Below are 16,076 nucleotides of genomic sequence, written 5' to 3'. Positions count from 1 at the left end.
AGGACTCCCGCCTCAGCCCGGCGTATACAGATCGGTATAGGTGCGGTTGCGCAGCGGCGGAGACGCCAGCGCGGCGCTCTGCACGCTGCGCACCGGATAGGCCTGCGCCTCGGGCGCGGGAGGCGCGGGCGGCGCAGGCCGGTCGGCCAGCACCGGGCCGCCTGCGGGCGGCGCCGCCTGCGCCACCGCGTTGCTGTCGAAACGGTGATCCGCCGTCGTCAATGCGGGATTGGTGCACAGCCCCTGCGCCACCAGCGCCGCCTTGGTGCGGTCGTCGGTCTGGCACAGGATGTCGATGGCCGCGGTCTCCAGACGGCGCGAACGGTCCGCATCCTTGGTCGAGGCGGCCGCCTGCATGGTCCGCTCGAAGTTGCGCCGCAGGCTGCACTTCTGGTCCTCGATCGGAATCGCAACGTTCATGCCGAAGCCAACCACGGCGCCGCCCCCGCCCGCCGAAACCATGCAGCTGTCGGACGAGAATGAACCGTAGAAACTCTGTCCGCCCAGCGGCGGCACGCTGCGCAGCGTGCTGGTCCCGCTGTTGCTGGAGTTGAGCGTGATGCCCTGATTGTTGCCGGCGTTGGTCGATCCCGAGGACGCCGATGTCGTCGCGCTGGAACTGCTGGTCTGGGCGCCGGCGGACACCGCCGCCAGCGACAGGGAAATGGCAAGCACTATGGTCTTCATGATGTCCCCTCGCCCGGACGGCCGAAGCCGTCCGGATAACTGGGTCAGTGATTGAAACCGCCGACATGGCCCACCGGGCCGATGCCGTGTATCGACCCGAACGCACCCACATTCACCGCATGGAAGGAGCCCGTCGCCGAAGCGCTGGTATCCGTCTTGGCGAACGTGGCGCCGCCATTGGCGATGCTGTCGCCCACCATGATGGGCGCATTGCCCGAGACATGGCCGTACGAATCGCTATTGGCGTACTGTCGCGTGCTGGTGACCACTTGCGTGCCATCGCGGCTGAAGGTACCCCCCACCTCCGCAACGCCGCCCGTCATGCCGAACGACACCTGGGTGGATGAACCGTAGCCATTGATCTGGGTGGCGGCCACGGAACTGCCCGTGGAGATGGATGACGCGGTGCCATTGATTGCCCCCGCGTGACCCGTGATTGAGCCACCAGGGTCCGCATAGGCCGAGACAGCGAACAAGGACAACGCGGCGACTGCCATGAGCTTTTTCATTTCAGCTCCTCCTGCTCCGTGCATGCACGGATTCACGATTACCGGCGACCGACCGGCGCGGACCGTTACCGCTCAGCGCCACGCCTGGACAATGACGAAAGGCGTGGGACTTTCGTATTGGTACGGAATGATTGCGCCGTCCTAGGCAAGTCGATATCGCCTAAACGGGCGACCGGGTCCCGATGGACGACGCCTGGCTGTAAAACAATCGGCCAGATTTGCGGCAATCTTGCGCGGCGCCCGTGCGTATGGACGAGGGAAACCGCGCCTGCCGCGCCGCGCGCGCATGCGGGTTCAACTCTATGGATGGGAATGAGCGTCGCCGCCTCGGGCAATTTCCCTAACGCGCACAACTGAAGCGGCAGGGTCCTGGGCGCGCCCGGTCCGGGAATTTCAGCGATACTACGGCGGCCGGCCGGGCGCTACCCGGCCTCATCTGTTTGGAGACCAGACCATGATCCAGGAGATTGCCAGCATCCATGTCCGCGAAGGGCAGGAAGCGCTGTTCGAAGCAGGCGTCGCGCAGGCGAAGCCGCTGTTCTTGCGGGCCCGCGGCTGCCACGGCATGGAGCTATACCGCAGCATCGAACAACCGCAGCGCTATACGCTGGTGGTGGACTGGGAAACCGTCGAGAACCACATGGTGGATTTCCGCGAATCCAGCGATTTCCAGGAATGGCGCAAGCTGGTGGCGGGCTTTTTCGTTGAACCGCCGCAGGTGCATCACGAGCAAAAAGTGCTCTGAGGCGGCCGGCCTGGCCGCGTCGCGCGCGAGTCAGGGCTGTTCGGGCGGATCGTCGTACTTGCGCGCGCTGCCGCGAAAACGATCCGCCGGATACTTCCGCGCATTCTTGACCATCTTGCCTGCGACCGCGTCGGCGATATCGATGCCGAGCTGGTCGGCCAGGGCCACCAGGTACATCTGCACATCCGCGATTTCGTCCGCGGCATCCGCCAGTTTCTCCGGCGGCATCTGGCGCGACTCGGCCTCGCTCAGCCACTGGAACAGGGACACGAGTTCGCCCGTCTCTCCGGCCAGCGCCATCGCCAGGTTCTTGGGCGTATGAAAGGGCTGCCACTCCCGCTCTTCGGTAAACCGGCGCACGGCCAGCCGGATCTGTTCCAGGTCGGACATCGAAACTCCTAGCCCGCGGCCAGGCGGGAACTCGCCGCCAACGCCACGGCCACGGTGGTGCGCACGTCGGCCAGCGCGCGGTGGGTGGGATCCGAAGCGCCCACATGGCGCGCCAGGATCTCCAGCTTGTGCGAGGGTAGCTCCGGCCATGCGCGCCGCGCCAGCGCCAGCGTGCAATGGGTCGAGTTGGCAAACGGCAGGCCGGTCAGATCCGCCGCCGCGCCCAGGAAACGCCGGTCGAACGAGGCATTATGGAAGAACACCGGCAGGTCTTCGACGAAATCCAGGAAGGAGGAAAACGCCTGCGCCACCGGCACGCCGTCGCGGTCGACCTCGGCCTGCGTGATGCCCGTCAGACGGCTGATGAAGGGCGGCACCGGCCCGCGCGTGCGCACGACCTGCGTGTACTCCCGCTCAAGCGCGCCTGCCGCGCCCACGCGCACCGCCGCGAACTCCAGGATCTCGCAAGTGGCGGTGGACAGGCCGGTGGTTTCCAGGTCGGCCACGATGAACGGACCGCGCAATGCCTGTAACGCGGCGGCCAACGCCTCGCCGCCCGCCTTGCCGCCCGTCGCGCGGGCAGGCGCAGCGCCGCTTGCGCGCGGCCGCCGGTAGTAGAACGCCACGGCCTTACTCCGCCGGCCGCAAGGGCGCGAAGCGGGGCGTGCCGTCGGGCAGCTGACCGAAGAACATATCGGCCGGCCGCACCCACAAGCCCCGCTCGTGAGGCCAGAGGTGTTCATAGACCACCAGGGATTCCTCGGTTTCGGAGTGGCGGGCGGTGCCCACATAGAGGTAGAGGCCGCCCTTGTAATGGCGGTGCGAGGCGAGAGCCAGTGCTTCGGATTCGGTCATGGACGGTGGCTGCAAATGACGCGGCCCGGGCAGAGGGTCCCTGCCCGGGCCTGCGGGTTCAGATCAATACCGTCTTTATAGCGCATCGGACCGGCGGCGCCGGCTCAGTAGCGCACGTACTGCCGCTCGGCCTGCGGCTGCAGCGGTCCATTGGCGGCCGGCCTGGCCCGCAGCGCTGGCGCCACGGGCCTGACCGCGGCGGCCGCCGGCGCCGCGCCGCGCGCAGCCTCTCCCGCCCGCTGCGTGATGTCCTCGGTGACTTCGCCGAGCCTGGCGGACTGGGCCAGCGACACTTCCACCACCTCCGCCATGATTTCAGTCACGCGGCGCGACGATGCCACGATATCGTCCATGGTAGAGCCTGCCGACTGGACCTGGCGCGCGCCGCTTTCGACCTGCTGCACCGAGGAAGTGATCAGGTCCTTGATCTCCTTGGCTGCCGCCGCGCTGTTCTGCGCCAGGCTGCGGACCTCGGCCGCGACCACGGCGAACCCCTTGCCGTGCGAGCCGGCGCGCGCGGCCTCGACCGCGGCGTTCAGCGCCAGGATGTTGGTCTGGAAGGCGATGCCGTCCATGACTCCGATGATTTCCGAGATGCGGCGCGAGCTCTGGGTGATGCCGCCCATGGTCTGCACCACTTCCTGCACGGTATGGCCGCCCTGCTCGGCCACCCTGCAGGCGTCCAGCGCCAGCGTATTGGCCTGGCCCGCGCGCTCGGCGTTTTCGGTCAGGCCCTGGACCGCGACGCGCAAGGTCTGCGCGGCGGTGAAACGCCGCGTGATGTCGGTCGCGTATTTGACGACTTTGACCGGGCGGCCCTCGGCATCGAAGATCGGGTTGTAGCTGGCTTCGATCCAGACCTGGCGACCGCCCTTGCCGATGCGCAGGTACTGCCCGGTGTCATGTTCGCCGTTGCGCAGCCTGCGCCAGAATTCCTTGTATGCCTCGCCGCGCGCCTCTTCAGGCGGGACGAACATGCTGTGGTGGCGCCCCTGGATCTCGTCCGCGCGATAGCCCACCGCGCCCAGGAACAGATCGTTGGCGCGGATGATGGTGCCGTCGAGTTCGAACTCGATGATGGCCTGCACCTTGGAGATCGCGGCCAGCTGGCCTTCCACGTCCGCCTGCCGCTGTTGCTGCGCGGTGATGTCCACGGCGTACTTGACCACTTTCACCAGCCGGCCGCGGCGGTCGTGAATCGGGTTGTAGGACGCTTGCAGCCAGACGTCGCTGCCGTCCTTGCGGATGCGGCGGTAACGCCCCGCATCGCGCCCGCCTTGCCGCAGGCGGCTCCAGAATTCCGCATAGGCGGCCGATGCACGCTCTGCCGGATCGACGAACATGCGGTGGTGCTGCCCCGCGATCTCGTCCAGCGCATAACCCATGGTGTACAGGAAGTTCGGGTTCGCCGCCAGGACGTGCCCGTCCAGGTCGAACTCGATGACGGCCTGGGCGTTGTGGATTGCCGCGACCTGCCCAAGCATGTCGGCCTTCTGTATGCCACGGTCCATGCGCAGCAGTTGGCTGAGAGTGATCCATTTCATCTTGACGTCTCCTGCCCGGAGTCCGGGTGGTTTGATGCCGTTCGACCTATCTGCCGCGAGACAAATGGAAATATTTATTAAACAATTTGCAAATATTTAATCTTAAAAATGAGCGGGCCTCAAGATTTTCAAGAGACCGATCAAAAAAATCGGGATTCAGCAACACCAGGGTTTGTCCGGACTCAAGCCGCGTCCAATTCGCGATATTGGCGAAAGATCCCTTCCCCGAAAGGCAAGCGCCTGCCGCTGTCAAAGTAAGGCTGCAATTCCGCCAGCGCCGCCACGCGCGCATGCAGCGCCATGACGTTCGGATAACGCACGGCCAGGGTCGCCATGCGTTTCGGAAAGGCGTAGAGCAGGCCATCCACGAGGTGGAACAGCGACAGGTCCACGTAGGTCCAGCGCTTGCCGCCCGCCAGCCAGGCCTGCGGCCCGCCCAGCACGCGTTCGAAATAGCCCAGGAACTTGGGCATGCGCTCCTCGCGAAAGCTGCGCGCTCGGCGCGCGGCCTCGACCTTCTGGTCTTCGTAGTACTCGCTGGCGGATATCGGATGATGCGTGTCGTGCGCTTCGGCCACCATGTCGGCGATGGTGAGCTGCAGCTGGTTCACCCACAGCCGCCCTTCCAGCGAGTCCGGCGCCAGGCCGTGCTTTTCGCCCAGGAACAGCAGGATGTTGGCGGTCTGCCCCAGCGTCATTTTGCCCGCGACCAGATACGGCGGCGCGAACGGCGGATGCTTGCGCGCCGAACTCAGGTCCGCGGCCAGCGTGCCTTCATCCGCGCCGGGCTCGCGCGCGCATTCGCGGTAGGGAATGCCGCCGGCCTCCAGGGCCAGGCGCACGAACTCGCCGCGCCCGGGGATGCCGTCCCAGTACCAAAGGTCATAGGTCATGTCGTCTCCTTCCGTTGATAAGCCCATGGCTTGCCGGCGCCGGAACGAGCCGTGCAGAAGCCTCAGGCGGGAAACACGCTGACTCCGCCGTCGCGGCCGGCGGCCTGCTGATACTGGCGCGGCGACTGGCCGAAATGCGCGCGGAAATCGCGCGAGAAATGCGCGCCATCTGCAAACCCGCAGTCCAGCGCGATCTGCGTGATGCTGCTGGGATTGTTCAAAAGCAGCCAGCTGCCGTATTCCAGCCGCAACTGCCGCTGGAACGCCATCGGCGACATGCCCGTGGCCATGCGGAAGGCGCGTTCCAGCTGCCTGCGCCCGACGCCGACGTAGCGCGCGATCGCATCCAGCGGTGGCGGATTGTCGATGCGCTGCTCGATGAAGTGCGCGGCCTGGCGCACGCGCAGATCCTGGATGCCCGACAGGTCCGTGTGGAAATGTGCCTGCGGCACGCGCCCCGGGCGCACGCCTTGCAGCATCATGTGCCGCATCGCCTGCTGGGCCTTGTCGCGCCCGCAGTGCCGGGCCACCAGGTACAGCGCCAGGTCGATTGCGGCGGTGGAGCCCGCGCAGGAAATCAGGTCGCCTTCATCCACGAACAGCCGGTCCACCACCGCCCGGGCCTGCGGAAAGCGTTCGCGGAAAGTATCCAGCACGTTCCAGTGCACGCAGACCGTGCGCGGCCCGATGACGTCGGCCTGCGCCAGCGCGAAGGTGCCCGTACAGATGCCCAAGAGCCGCACGCGCTGCGCCGCCGCCAGCCGCAGCCAGTCGCGCAGGGGCTCGGGCAGGCGGCCATTGAAGTAGTCGTTGCCGCCGCAAACCGCCACGTAGTCGAACTGGGTCGGGTCTTCGGGCAGGCCGTCGGCCACGTCTATGGTCAGGCCCGCACTGGAGCAGCGCGGCTTGCCGTCCCAGCTCATGACGCGCCAGGCGGTATGGATCTGGCGGCTGCGTCCGCCGTGGTCGCCCGCCAGCCGCAAGACGTCCACCAATCCGGCAAAGGCGGCCAGCGTGAACTGGTCCAGCAGCACGATGCCTACGGTCAGTGCGGGTTTCCCCTGAGGCAGGCCGCTGTACTCATCGTCATAGGAGAAAGACGGTGCAGCGGCGGACGTAGCGGTTTCCATGTCGCAATTATTCAAGTTTTTGTCCCAGGCCTTCAAGCTGGTTTTCCCGGGGATCGCCCAAGATGCACCTATGGCACCGTCCCGCAGCGCCCGCCGGCGCAGGCCGATCGGAGCCGATAAATCGACAAGGGGAATCCGACATGGCAACACCTACCCGCTGCGCCCTGCGCGCCGCATTGCTGGCAGCCGGACTGCTGAGCGCCGGCCAGGCGCTGGCCCAGCAGCAGAAGATCACCGTCGCCTGGTACGGCGGCAACTGGGGCGACGCGTTCCGCGCCTGCGTGGCCGAGCCCTACACCAAGGCCACCGGCGTGACCGTGGTGCCGGAAGTGGGCACCTCCACCACCACGCTGGCCAAGCTGCAGCAGCAGAAGGACGCGCCCACCATGGACGTGGCCTGGATGGACGGCGGCATCAGCGAACTGGCCGCCGCAGCCGGCGTGCTGGACGCGCTGGATCCCGCCGGCATACCCAATCTGAAGAACGTCATCGACCAGGGCGTGTACCGCAATGGCGACAGCGCCTACGCGGTCAGCACCGGCTACTACTCGCTGGGCATCGCCTACAACACCAAGGAAGTGCCCCAGCCGCCGACCAGCTGGAAGGACTTGTGGAAACCCGAGTACGCCGGCGCCGTGGCCATACCCTCGCCGGCGAACTCGTCGGGCGTGCCGTTCATCTTCTTCCTGGCGCGGGTGTTCGCGGTCGACCCGTCGAACCTGGAGCCGCTGTACGCCAAGCTGGCATCGCTGGACACCGCGCTGTTCTTCGACAGCTCGGGCGCCGCCACCAACGCCTACCAGAGCGGCGAGGCCATCATCGGCGCGCACTTCAACGTGGGCGCCTGGGATCTGATCGACAAGGGACTGCCCATCGGCTTCGCCGTGCCCAAGGAAGGCGCCTGGGCCACGGATGCCCGCCTGCATCTGGTGAAGAACGCGCCGAACAAGGCCGCCGCGCAGAAGTTCATCGACACCGCGCTCACGCCGGATGCCGCCGCCTGCCTGGCCACGCGCCTGTACCTGGGCCCCGCCGTCAAGGATGTGCAGGTGCCGAAGGACGTGGCGCGCAAGCTGCCCTGGGGCGCGGAGGGTTCAGTCAAGAACCTGAGCCTGTTCGACTGGAACCTCATCAACAGCCGCCGCGCCGAGGTCACGGACGCCTGGAACCGCCAGGTTGCCCGCAAGCGCTAGACCGGGATCGAACATGTCCGCTTTGCTTACCATCGAAGGCGTGTCGATGCGCTTTGGCGCCTACCAGGCGCTGGACCGCATCGACCTGGAGATCCAACAGGGAGAGTTCGTGGCCCTGCTTGGTCCCAGCGGCTGCGGCAAGACCACCCTGCTGCGCTCGATCGCCGGATTTCTCAGGCCCGAATCGGGCCGCATCCTGATTGAAGGCCAGGACATCAGCCGCCTGGCCGCGCACCACCGGCCGCTGAACACGGTGTTCCAGAACTATGCGCTGTTTCCGCACATGAGCGTGCTGGAAAACGTGGCCTACGGCCCGCGGCGACAAGGCGCATCGAAGCAGGCAGCCGCCGAACGCGCCCGGTCGGCGCTGGACATGGTGGGCCTGGCGGACTTCGGTGCGCGCTATCCCCGCGAAATGTCCGGCGGACAGCAGCAGCGCGTGGCGCTGGCGCGCGCCATCGTGAACCAGCCCAAGCTGCTGTTGCTGGACGAGCCGCTGTCGGCGCTGGACCTCAAGCTGCGCAAGCGCATGCAGCTGGAACTCAAGCACCTGCAGGCCAAGCTGGGCATCGCCTTCATCTTCGTCACGCACGACCAGGAAGAAGCCATGACCATGGCCGACCGGGTGGTGGTCATGCATGCGGGCAAGATCGAACAGGTGGGCGGCGGGACCGAGATCTACCGGCATCCCGCCACCCGCTTCGTGGCCGAGTTCATCGGCGACGCCAACTTCATGCCCTACACGGCCAGCGGCGATGCGCTGCAGCTGGATGCCCAGGGACTGCGCGTGCCGTCCCCCGGCAAGGCCGCGCCCGCGCGCGGCGTGGCGGTGCTGCGGCCCGAGGATTTGCGCCTGACCGATGAATCGGCGGCGCATGGGTTGAACGGCACGGTCACCGACGTCATCAACGTGGGCAGCCACTGCATGATCCACGTGGACATCGGCGGACAGATCCTGGTGGCGCGCCACGGCGGCATTGCGCCGTCGGGGCTGGGCCCGGGCGCCGCGGCGCGCCTGGCCTTCGCGCCGGAGCACCTGCACCTGATCGGTGAACAGCCATGAACGCGCGCGCCTGGCGTTCGCCCTGCCTGCTGCTGGCGGCTCCCGTACTGTTCTTCGCGGCCTTCTTCCTGGCCCCGCTGGCGGTGGTGGCGCTAGCCAGCATCACCGGCGGCCCCGATGGTTTGACCCTTACCCCGCAGCAGTACCTGCGCGTGCTGGGCGACCAATACCACTGGGACGTGATCCTGGTGACCTTCCGGCTGGCGTTCTTCACCACGGTGGTCTGCGTGATCCTGGGCTATCCGCTGGCCTGGTACCTGGTGCGCGTGGTGCGCTGGCAGGCCTGGCGGCGCTTCTGCGTGATCCTGCTGGTGGTGCCGCTGTTCACCAGCAATATCGTGCGCGCCTTTGGCTGGATGGTGCTGCTGGGCCGCAACGGGCTGGTCAACCAGGCCCTGGTGGGTGCGGGCATCGCCGACCGTCCGATGCGTTTCATCGGCACCGAGCTGGGCATCCTGATCGGCATGGTCTACGTGCTGCTGCCTTTCGTGGTGCTGGCGGTCGGCAATGCGCTGGCGCGGGTCGATCCGGCCTGCGAACAGGCATCTGCCGACCTGGGCGCCAGCCCCGCTGCCACCTTCTTCCACATCACCTGGCCGTTGACGCTGCCCGGCGTGGTGTCGGGCGCCATCATGGTCTTCACCCTGGCCGTCAGCGCCTACGTGACGCCTGCGCTGCTGTCCGGCGGGCGCGTGTCGGTGCTGTCGATGCTGATCTTCCAGCAGTACAGCACGGTGTTCGACTTCCATTACGGCGGCGCGCTGAGCATGGTGCTGCTGGTGTTCACCCTGATCCTGGTGGCGCTTGCCAACCGCGCCGCCGTCCTGCCGGGAGCCGCGCGATGATCGCCCGCAACCTGATCCGCCTGGTCGCCCTGGGAGTGCTGGCCTACCTGGCCCTGCCGCTGGTGGTGATCCTGGGTTCCTCGTTCACGTCCACGCCCTACCTGGCGTTTCCGCCCAAGGGCTTTACGCTGGAGTGGTACCGCACGCTGCTGATCGAGGCCGGCTACGTCGCCGCGTTCACGACCAGCACGGTGCTGGCCCTGGCGGCGACGGCCGCGGCCGTGCTGCTGACGGTGCCGGCCGCGCTGGCGGTGGCGCGCTACGAGTTCCCGGGCAAGGCCGCGCTGACTTCGGTGTTGATGTCGCCGCTGGTGCTGCCGCACATCGTGCTGGGCGCGGCGCTGTTGCAGTACGGCGCCTACTTCGGCCTGACGCGCAGCTTCCTGTCCCTGCTGATCGGGCACATCGTAATCATCGCGCCCTTCGTGCTGCGGTCCACGCTGACCCTGCTGACGCCCGAACAGCGCGCGCTGGAGGAGGCATCGGCCGACCTGGGCGCGAATCCCTGGACGACCTTCTTCCTGGTGGTGCTGCCTCAGATCCGGCCAGGCATCGTCACCGGTTCGATCTTCGCGTTCATCTCTTCGTGGATCAACGTGGAGCTGTCGATTTTCAACACCACGGCGGACCTGAACACCATCCCCGTGAAGCTCTTCAACTACGTGCAATACACGATAGATCCGACCATCGCAGCCGTATCGGGCGCCACGATCGTGGTTGCGGTGATCGCCATCGTCATCCTGGATTTGACCGTCGGGCTGGACATGCTGTCCGAACGCGGCAAATAACCTTTCTTCCCTACCTTACTGTCTGGAGCCACAGTCATGCGCAAGCAAGACGCGTTCGATGTCATCTATACCCATACCGAAGGCGAGCCCCTGTGCATCGTGCACAGCGGCATCCCGTACCCCGCCGGCTCCACCATCCTGGAGAAGCGCGCCTTCCTGGAGCAGAACTACGACTGGCTGCGCAAGGCGCTGATGCGCGAGCCGCGCGGCCACAAGGACATGTTCGGCGTGTTCCTCACGCCGCCGTCCAGCCCCGAGTACGACGCCGGCCTGATCTACATCGACGGCACCGAGTACTCGCACATGTGCGGCCACGGCACCATCGCGGTCAGCATGGCCATGGTGGCCAATGGCCTGGTGCCGCGCGGCAAGGACGGCATCACCAAGATCCGCTTTGAAACCACCGCCGGCCTGGTGGTGTCGGAAGTGGCGTCCGAGGGCGACAACGTGCTGTGGACGCGCTTCGAGAACGTGCCGGCCTACGTGGCCGCGCAAGACATTCCGGTGGAACTGCCCGGCTACGGCAAGCTGTCCGCCGACATCGTCTGGGGCGGAAACTACTTCGGCATCGTCGACCTGTCGGGCTGCGACCTGCGCATCTCGCCGGACAACGGCACCGAGCTGTCGCGCATGGGCCTGATCGTGCGCGAACAGCTCAATGCCCGTCACCGCATCCAGCACCCGACCGAGGCCCACATCAACAACCTGAACTTCATCACCTTCTGGCACCAGCCGACCATCGAAGGCGCGTTCTACAAGAACGTCCACGTGTTCAGCGCCGGCCAGCTGGACCGTTCGCCTGGCGGCACCGGCACCAGCGCGATGATGGCCATGTTCGAAGCGCGCGGCAAGATGGGCTTGAACCAGCCGATCAAGTCGGAAGGCCTGTTGGGCAGCGGCGTGTTCGAAGGCTGCCTGCTGGGCGAGGTGGACCTGAACGGCACCCGCGCTGTGCGTCCCACGGTCAAGGGCACGGCCAGCATCCTGGGCACGGCGCGCTGGGTGATCGACAAGAACGACCCCGTAGGCGCCGGCTTCCTCATCCGCTGAAGTGCAAAGGCGCACGGGCCGATTGGCCACGTGCGCCTTTTTCCGTGACGGATACGGCTAGGCCTGCGCCGCATCCTCCAGAATCATCTCGGCCCCCCGCTCGGCCACCATCATGACGGCACCCTGCGTATTGCCGGACACCATCTTCGGCATCACCGACGCATCCACCACGCGCAGGCCGGACAGGCCGTTCACCCGCAAGCGCACGTCGGTGACGGCGGCGGCATCGGAACCCATGCGGCAGGTACCTATGGGGTGGTAGATGGTCTGGCCGTTGCGCCGCGCGAAGTCCAGCCATTCGTCGTAGCTGTCCACCGCCGCGCCGGGGCTGATCTCCGATTCGACATAGCGCCGCATGGCCGGCTGGCCGACGATGCGCCGCGCCGCCTGCATGCCGCCCACCAGGCTGTCGCGGTCCACCTGGGCGGACAGGAAGTTGGGCCGGATCGCAGGCCCCGCCTGCGGATCCGCGGACTTGATGTGGATGGATCCGACCGACTCAGGACGCAGTTGCGCCACGCCTATCGTCATGCCCGGCTGCCGGTCGAGGATACGTTCGGCCGCATTGGCGTAGCTGGCGTGCACGAAGAAGTACTGCACGTCGGGCGCCGGCAGGTCCGGCGCGCTTTTCACGAAGCCGTGCACCAGTCCCGTGCCCAGGGTCAGGATGCCCTTGTGGCTGGCGTAGTAGCGCGCCACCTGCTGCGCCAGGCGCCAACCGCGCGACATCTCGTTGAGCGTCACCGTGCCTTTCACCCGCCAGTTCATGCGGGTCGCGAAGTGGTCGATGTAGTTTTCGCCGACCTGCGGCTGCGCCAGCACCGGCGCGATGCCGAACGCTTGCAGCAAGGCGGGATTGCCGACGCCGGACAGTTCCAGCAACTGCGGCGACTGCACCGCGCCCATGCACAGCAGCGTCTCGCGCCGCGCGCGCACGATGTGCTCCTGTCCGTTCTTGCGATAGGCCACGCCCACGCAGCGCTTGCCCTCGAACACCAGCCGCGTCACGTGCGCGCCGCATTCCACCGTGAGATTCTTGCGGCCGGAAGCGGGTTTCAGGTAGCCGTCCACCACGCTCCAACGCCTGCCCCGGTGCTGCAGCACCTGGTAGTAGCCCACGCCCTCCTGGCTGCCGCCGTTGTAGTCGGGATTCAAGGGCTGGCCGTCCTCTTGCGCCGCCTTCAGGAAGGCATCCGATATGGGAAAGCGTTCGGACACTTCTTCCAGATGCATCGGGCCGCTCTTGCCGCGGCTGGCGTCGCCGGGTTCGTAGCATTCGATCTTGCGGAAGATGCGCTCGGCCTGGCTGTAGCCCCAGCCGGTCGCGCCCGCCGCCTCCCAGCCGTCGTAGTCCTGCGGCTGGCCACGGACGTAGATCATGCCGTTGATGAGCGTCGACCCGCCCACGCCCTTGCCGCGCGGCACGGCAATGGTCCTGCCGTGGACGTTGTCTTCCGGCTCGGTGGCGAAGCGCCAGTTGTATTCCGGGTTGACCAGCAGTTTGGAAAAGCCCGCCGGGATCGAGATCCACATGCTGCGGGCCTCATGTCCGGCCTCCAGCATCAGCACGCGATACTTGCCGTCGGCGCTCAGGCGGTTGGCCAGGATGCAGCCCGCCGTGCCGCCCCCGGCAATGATGAAGTCGTAGTCTCTCATACGGGTCAGCGTCCCGCGTCGGCCGGCTTGTCCGCCGCCACGCCCAGCATTTGCGCCATCAGTTCGATCTGGCAGGCCAGCATCGGCGCGCCATAGTGCACCTTGCAGCCGCGGGCCTGCGCCGCCAGCAGCAAGGCCGTGTCCTTGGGCTGCATGATGACTTCACAGACCAGTTGGTCCGGCGTCAGGCGGCTGGCGTCCAGCGGCAAGGCGTCGTCCGGCTTCATGCCCAGCGAGGTGCCGTTGACCACCAGGTCGTGCCCCGAGGGGTCGGCCGTGCCCACGTCGATCCGGGCGCCGGGGTGCAGCGACAGGATGCGCGCCTTCAGATCCTCGGCCTTGGCCGTGGTGCGGTTGGCGATGGTCAGCCGCGACACGCCGGCCTGGACCAGCGCGAAGCCGATTGCATTGGCCGCGCCGCCCGCCCCCGCCAGATAGGCGCTCTTGCCCTGCGGCGACACGCCTGCGCTTTGCAGCCCGCGGACAAAGCCTTCGCCGTCCAGCATGTGCGCCACCAGCTTGCCGTCCGCCTCGCGGCGCACCACGTTGGCCGCGCCGATCTTACGCGCCACCGGAGTGGCGTCGTCGACCAGCTCCAGTATCGCGGTCTTGTGCGGCACCGTGACGATGACGCCGCCCAGGTTTTCCAGCCGCCGCAGTCCAGCGACCACCTCGGCCAAGTCATCCGGCCGGGCGTGGAACGGCACGCACACGCCGTCGAAGCCGATGGCGGCAAAATGCTCATTCATGCGCTGCGGCGTCTTCACGTGGTGAATGGGATCGGCCAGGATGCCGAACAGGCGCGTGGTGCCGGTGATTTCCTTCATGTCTGTCTCCGTGTCTCAGGGCTGGAGCGTAGCGCGCGCGACGTCGGCGATGCCGTCCGCGTCCAGCTTGTAGTGCGCATACAGGGTGGTGGGCGGCGCGATCAGGCTGTATTCGTCGTAGATGCCATGGCGGCGCAAGCGCGTGCCTGTGCCCGCGTCGGCCAGCACCTCGGCCACGGCCGAACCCAGCCCGCCCAGCACGTTGTGCTCTTCCACCGTCATCAGCACGCGGGACTTGCCTGCCGCAGCCAGCACGGCGTCGCGGTCCAGGGGCTTGATGGTGGGCATGTCGATCACGCCCACCGACAATCCTTCGCCGCGCAGTTGTTCGGCGGCCGCCAGGGCCGCGTGCACAGTGATGCCGCAGGCGATGATGTTCAGGTCCGAGCCGCTGGAATGGACAATGGCGCGGCCGAACTGGAAAGGCGCGCCGTCTTCATAGACCTGCGGGTCGCGGCCGCGGCCGATCCGGAAGTAGATCGGCTCGGGCCAGTCCACCGAGGCCTTGATGGCGGATGCCAGCTGCGGGCCGTCGGCGGGCGAGACCACCGTCAGGCCGGCCAGCGCCCGCATCGTCGAGATATCTTCGGTGGCGTGGTGCGAGGTGCCGTAGAAGCCCAGGCTGATGCCGGTGTGGTGGCCGATCAGGCGCACGGGCAGCTTGGTATAGGCCACGTCCATGCGGATCTGTTCGCAGCACAGCAGGCCCAGGAAGGACGCGAAGGTTGCGACGAAGGGCATCATGCCGGTGGTCGCCAGGCCTGCCGCGGCCGACACCATGTTCTGCTCGGAAATGCCGAACTGGACATAGCGGTCGGGATAGGCCTGGGCAAAGCGGTTCAAGCCGTTGGAGTACTGCAGGTCGGCCGAACCGGCGACCACCGGATGGCCGGCCGCAGCCAGCTCGATCAGCGCGTCGGAAAGATAGGACAGCCCGGGGTTCACCGCATTCAGCGCGCGGTACTGCCAGGAATCGGGAGAGAGGACTTGTGCCTGTGCCATTCAGATCTCGCGGGAAAGGATTTCTTCAACGGCGCTTTGCGCGTCTTGCGGCGCCAGGTAGCCCAGATGCCACCCCGGCTCGGTTTCCATATAGGACACGCCCTTGCCCTTGATGGTCTTTGCGATCACGCAGGCCGGCCTGGCGCGCGACTCGTCCGCGCGCAGGCGGCGTAGCAAAGCGGTCAGTTCCACCAGGTTGTGGCCGTCCACCTCATGCACTTCCCAGCCGAAGGCCAGCCATTTTTCCTTCAGCGATTCCACGCCCATGACCTCGTCGACCTTGCCGTCGAGCTGGTAGCCGTTGCGGTCGACGATCGCAACCAGGCGCGACAGGCGGTTGTGGGCGGCGAAGAGCGCCGCCTCCCAGACCTGGCCTTCCTGCATCTCGCCGTCGCCCAGCAGCACGAAGACGTTGAAGTCGCGCCCGCTCATGCGCCCGCCCACCGCCATGCCCACGCCGTTGGACAACGCGTGGCCGATCGAACCCGAGCTGAAGTCCACGCCCGGCACCTTGCTCATGTCGGGATGATCGCCCAGCGGGCTGCCCAGGCGGGTGTAGCCGTCCAGCAGCTCGCGGGCTATGAAGCCATGGTCCGCCAGCACCGGGAAGAGACCCACGGCGGCATGGCCCTTGCCCATCAGGAAGCGGTCGCGGTCGGGCCACTGCGGCTCGCCCGGACGCAGCCGCATCACGTCGTAGTACAGCGCGGCGAAGATTTCCGCGCACGAGAACACCGAGCTGTAGTGCCCGACCTTGGCGATCTCGATCAACCTGATGGTCTCCAGCCGGATATGGCGGGCCTTTTCCCGCAGCAGCCCGACCTCCCCTTCGGTGGGGACCTCCCTGTCACTCCTCATGGCGCTTCCTTTTCGCTGTTAGGATATATGATATATAATAT

18 protein-coding genes are annotated in these 16,076 nt (G+C 66.8%); 6 read left to right on the top strand and 12 right to left on the bottom strand.

The window, feature by feature from the left end; translation table 11 throughout:
* Positions 1-12: 12 nt before the first annotated feature.
* Both NGK62_RS27390 and NGK62_RS27385 read right to left on the bottom strand, forming a co-directional pair.
* Positions 13-687, bottom strand: a complete 675-nt coding sequence (locus tag NGK62_RS27390; protein ID WP_059379517.1) for a hypothetical protein — start codon at positions 685-687, stop codon at positions 13-15.
* Positions 688-731: 44 nt separating this feature from the next.
* Positions 732-1,196 (bottom strand): hypothetical protein, encoded by a 465-nt coding sequence (locus NGK62_RS27385; protein ID WP_059379518.1) that lies wholly within the window; start codon positions 1,194-1,196, stop codon positions 732-734.
* Between the two features lie 454 nt (positions 1,197-1,650).
* On the opposite strand from NGK62_RS27385, the gene NGK62_RS27380 reads away from it, so the two are divergent.
* On the top strand, positions 1,651-1,941 hold the full coding sequence (locus NGK62_RS27380; protein ID WP_059379519.1) for an antibiotic biosynthesis monooxygenase family protein: 291 nt from the start codon (positions 1,651-1,653) through the stop codon (positions 1,939-1,941).
* Positions 1,942-1,971: 30 nt separating this feature from the next.
* Here NGK62_RS27380 and NGK62_RS27375 read toward each other — a convergent pair whose 3' ends face one another.
* From NGK62_RS27375 to NGK62_RS27350, 6 genes are all read right to left on the bottom strand, one after another.
* Positions 1,972-2,331 (bottom strand): nucleotide pyrophosphohydrolase, encoded by a 360-nt coding sequence (locus NGK62_RS27375; protein ID WP_251881244.1) that lies wholly within the window; start codon positions 2,329-2,331, stop codon positions 1,972-1,974.
* Positions 2,332-2,339: 8 nt separating this feature from the next.
* Positions 2,340-2,957: a 3'-5' exonuclease gene (locus NGK62_RS27370; RefSeq protein ID WP_118935259.1), complete on the bottom strand. Its 618-nt coding sequence runs from the start codon at positions 2,955-2,957 to the stop codon at positions 2,340-2,342.
* 4 nt (positions 2,958-2,961) lie between these two features.
* Entirely contained in the window at positions 2,962-3,186 is a 225-nt protein-coding gene (locus tag NGK62_RS27365) for a DUF1653 domain-containing protein (protein WP_059379521.1), read from the bottom strand.
* A gap of 104 nt (positions 3,187-3,290) precedes the next feature.
* Positions 3,291-4,730, bottom strand: a complete 1,440-nt coding sequence (locus tag NGK62_RS27360; protein ID WP_251881243.1) for a methyl-accepting chemotaxis protein — start codon at positions 4,728-4,730, stop codon at positions 3,291-3,293.
* A 182-nt stretch (positions 4,731-4,912) separates the two neighbouring features.
* Positions 4,913-5,623, bottom strand: coding sequence for a glutathione S-transferase (locus tag NGK62_RS27355; RefSeq protein ID WP_059379523.1), 711 nt, complete (start codon positions 5,621-5,623; stop codon positions 4,913-4,915).
* Positions 5,624-5,685: 62 nt separating this feature from the next.
* On the bottom strand, positions 5,686-6,753 hold the full coding sequence (locus tag NGK62_RS27350) for a GlxA family transcriptional regulator (protein ID WP_118934479.1): 1,068 nt from the start codon (positions 6,751-6,753) through the stop codon (positions 5,686-5,688).
* A gap of 140 nt (positions 6,754-6,893) precedes the next feature.
* On the opposite strand from NGK62_RS27350, the gene NGK62_RS27345 reads away from it, so the two are divergent.
* The 5 genes from NGK62_RS27345 to NGK62_RS27325 are packed head-to-tail and all read left to right on the top strand — an operon-like array spanning position 6,894 to position 11,692.
* Entirely contained in the window at positions 6,894-7,946 is a 1,053-nt protein-coding gene (locus tag NGK62_RS27345; protein ID WP_251881241.1) for an ABC transporter substrate-binding protein, read from the top strand.
* 13 nt (positions 7,947-7,959) lie between these two features.
* Positions 7,960-9,009 (top strand): ABC transporter ATP-binding protein, encoded by a 1,050-nt coding sequence (locus NGK62_RS27340; RefSeq protein WP_251881239.1) that lies wholly within the window; start codon positions 7,960-7,962, stop codon positions 9,007-9,009.
* Positions 9,006-9,854, top strand: a complete 849-nt coding sequence (locus NGK62_RS27335) for an ABC transporter permease (RefSeq protein ID WP_251881237.1) — start codon at positions 9,006-9,008, stop codon at positions 9,852-9,854. The genes NGK62_RS27340 and NGK62_RS27335 overlap by 4 nt, the downstream gene beginning before the upstream one ends.
* Positions 9,851-10,642: an ABC transporter permease gene (locus NGK62_RS27330; RefSeq protein ID WP_054457808.1), complete on the top strand. Its 792-nt coding sequence runs from the start codon at positions 9,851-9,853 to the stop codon at positions 10,640-10,642. Before NGK62_RS27335 ends, NGK62_RS27330 begins: the two co-directional genes overlap by 4 nt.
* Positions 10,643-10,678: 36 nt before the next feature.
* Complete coding sequence (locus NGK62_RS27325) at positions 10,679-11,692, top strand: proline racemase family protein (protein WP_059379528.1); 1,014 nt, start codon at positions 10,679-10,681, stop codon at positions 11,690-11,692.
* 57 nt (positions 11,693-11,749) lie between these two features.
* Here the strand turns inward: NGK62_RS27325 and NGK62_RS27320 are convergent, their stop codons facing one another.
* From NGK62_RS27320 to NGK62_RS27305, 4 genes are read right to left on the bottom strand one after another with little or no spacing between them, the layout of a single operon-like run.
* Positions 11,750-13,348 carry a GMC family oxidoreductase gene (locus NGK62_RS27320; RefSeq protein ID WP_251881235.1) on the bottom strand — a complete coding sequence of 533 codons (1,599 nt, stop codon included), beginning with the start codon at positions 13,346-13,348 and terminating at the stop codon, positions 11,750-11,752.
* A gap of 5 nt (positions 13,349-13,353) precedes the next feature.
* Positions 13,354-14,175 (bottom strand): shikimate dehydrogenase family protein, encoded by an 822-nt coding sequence (locus NGK62_RS27315; RefSeq protein ID WP_251881234.1) that lies wholly within the window; start codon positions 14,173-14,175, stop codon positions 13,354-13,356.
* Between the two features lie 15 nt (positions 14,176-14,190).
* Positions 14,191-15,177, bottom strand: a complete 987-nt coding sequence (locus NGK62_RS27310; protein WP_059379531.1) for a transketolase family protein — start codon at positions 15,175-15,177, stop codon at positions 14,191-14,193.
* Positions 15,178-16,035, bottom strand: a complete 858-nt coding sequence (locus NGK62_RS27305) for a transketolase (RefSeq protein ID WP_118934490.1) — start codon at positions 16,033-16,035, stop codon at positions 15,178-15,180.
* Positions 16,036-16,076: the final 41 nt, after the last annotated feature.

It is taken from the genome of Achromobacter sp. Marseille-Q4954 (assembly GCF_943737025.1).
Lineage (GTDB): Bacteria > Pseudomonadota > Gammaproteobacteria > Burkholderiales > Burkholderiaceae_B > Achromobacter > Achromobacter bronchisepticus_A.
Note: the sequence above shows the minus strand (reverse complement) of the source record. Positions and strands in the feature narration are given on the sequence as shown.

Coding starts and splice junctions, on each gene's coding strand:
- NGK62_RS27315 (WP_251881234.1), bottom strand. CDS start 14,175: ATGAAGGAAATCACCGGCACCACGCGCCTGTTCGGCATCCTGGCCGAT.
- NGK62_RS27330 (WP_054457808.1), top strand. CDS start 9,851: ATGATCGCCCGCAACCTGATCCGCCTGGTCGCCCTGGGAGTGCTGGCC.
- NGK62_RS27305 (WP_118934490.1), bottom strand. CDS start 16,035: ATGAGGAGTGACAGGGAGGTCCCCACCGAAGGGGAGGTCGGGCTGCTG.
- NGK62_RS27365 (WP_059379521.1), bottom strand. CDS start 3,186: ATGACCGAATCCGAAGCACTGGCTCTCGCCTCGCACCGCCATTACAAG.
- NGK62_RS27335 (WP_251881237.1), top strand. CDS start 9,006: ATGAACGCGCGCGCCTGGCGTTCGCCCTGCCTGCTGCTGGCGGCTCCC.
- NGK62_RS27340 (WP_251881239.1), top strand. CDS start 7,960: ATGTCCGCTTTGCTTACCATCGAAGGCGTGTCGATGCGCTTTGGCGCC.
- NGK62_RS27375 (WP_251881244.1), bottom strand. CDS start 2,331: ATGTCCGACCTGGAACAGATCCGGCTGGCCGTGCGCCGGTTTACCGAA.
- NGK62_RS27360 (WP_251881243.1), bottom strand. CDS start 4,730: ATGAAATGGATCACTCTCAGCCAACTGCTGCGCATGGACCGTGGCATA.
- NGK62_RS27355 (WP_059379523.1), bottom strand. CDS start 5,623: ATGACCTATGACCTTTGGTACTGGGACGGCATCCCCGGGCGCGGCGAG.
- NGK62_RS27320 (WP_251881235.1), bottom strand. CDS start 13,348: ATGAGAGACTACGACTTCATCATTGCCGGGGGCGGCACGGCGGGCTGC.
- NGK62_RS27390 (WP_059379517.1), bottom strand. CDS start 687: ATGAAGACCATAGTGCTTGCCATTTCCCTGTCGCTGGCGGCGGTGTCC.
- NGK62_RS27345 (WP_251881241.1), top strand. CDS start 6,894: ATGGCAACACCTACCCGCTGCGCCCTGCGCGCCGCATTGCTGGCAGCC.
- NGK62_RS27380 (WP_059379519.1), top strand. CDS start 1,651: ATGATCCAGGAGATTGCCAGCATCCATGTCCGCGAAGGGCAGGAAGCG.
- NGK62_RS27385 (WP_059379518.1), bottom strand. CDS start 1,196: ATGAAAAAGCTCATGGCAGTCGCCGCGTTGTCCTTGTTCGCTGTCTCG.
- NGK62_RS27310 (WP_059379531.1), bottom strand. CDS start 15,177: ATGGCACAGGCACAAGTCCTCTCTCCCGATTCCTGGCAGTACCGCGCG.
- NGK62_RS27325 (WP_059379528.1), top strand. CDS start 10,679: ATGCGCAAGCAAGACGCGTTCGATGTCATCTATACCCATACCGAAGGC.
- NGK62_RS27350 (WP_118934479.1), bottom strand. CDS start 6,753: ATGGAAACCGCTACGTCCGCCGCTGCACCGTCTTTCTCCTATGACGAT.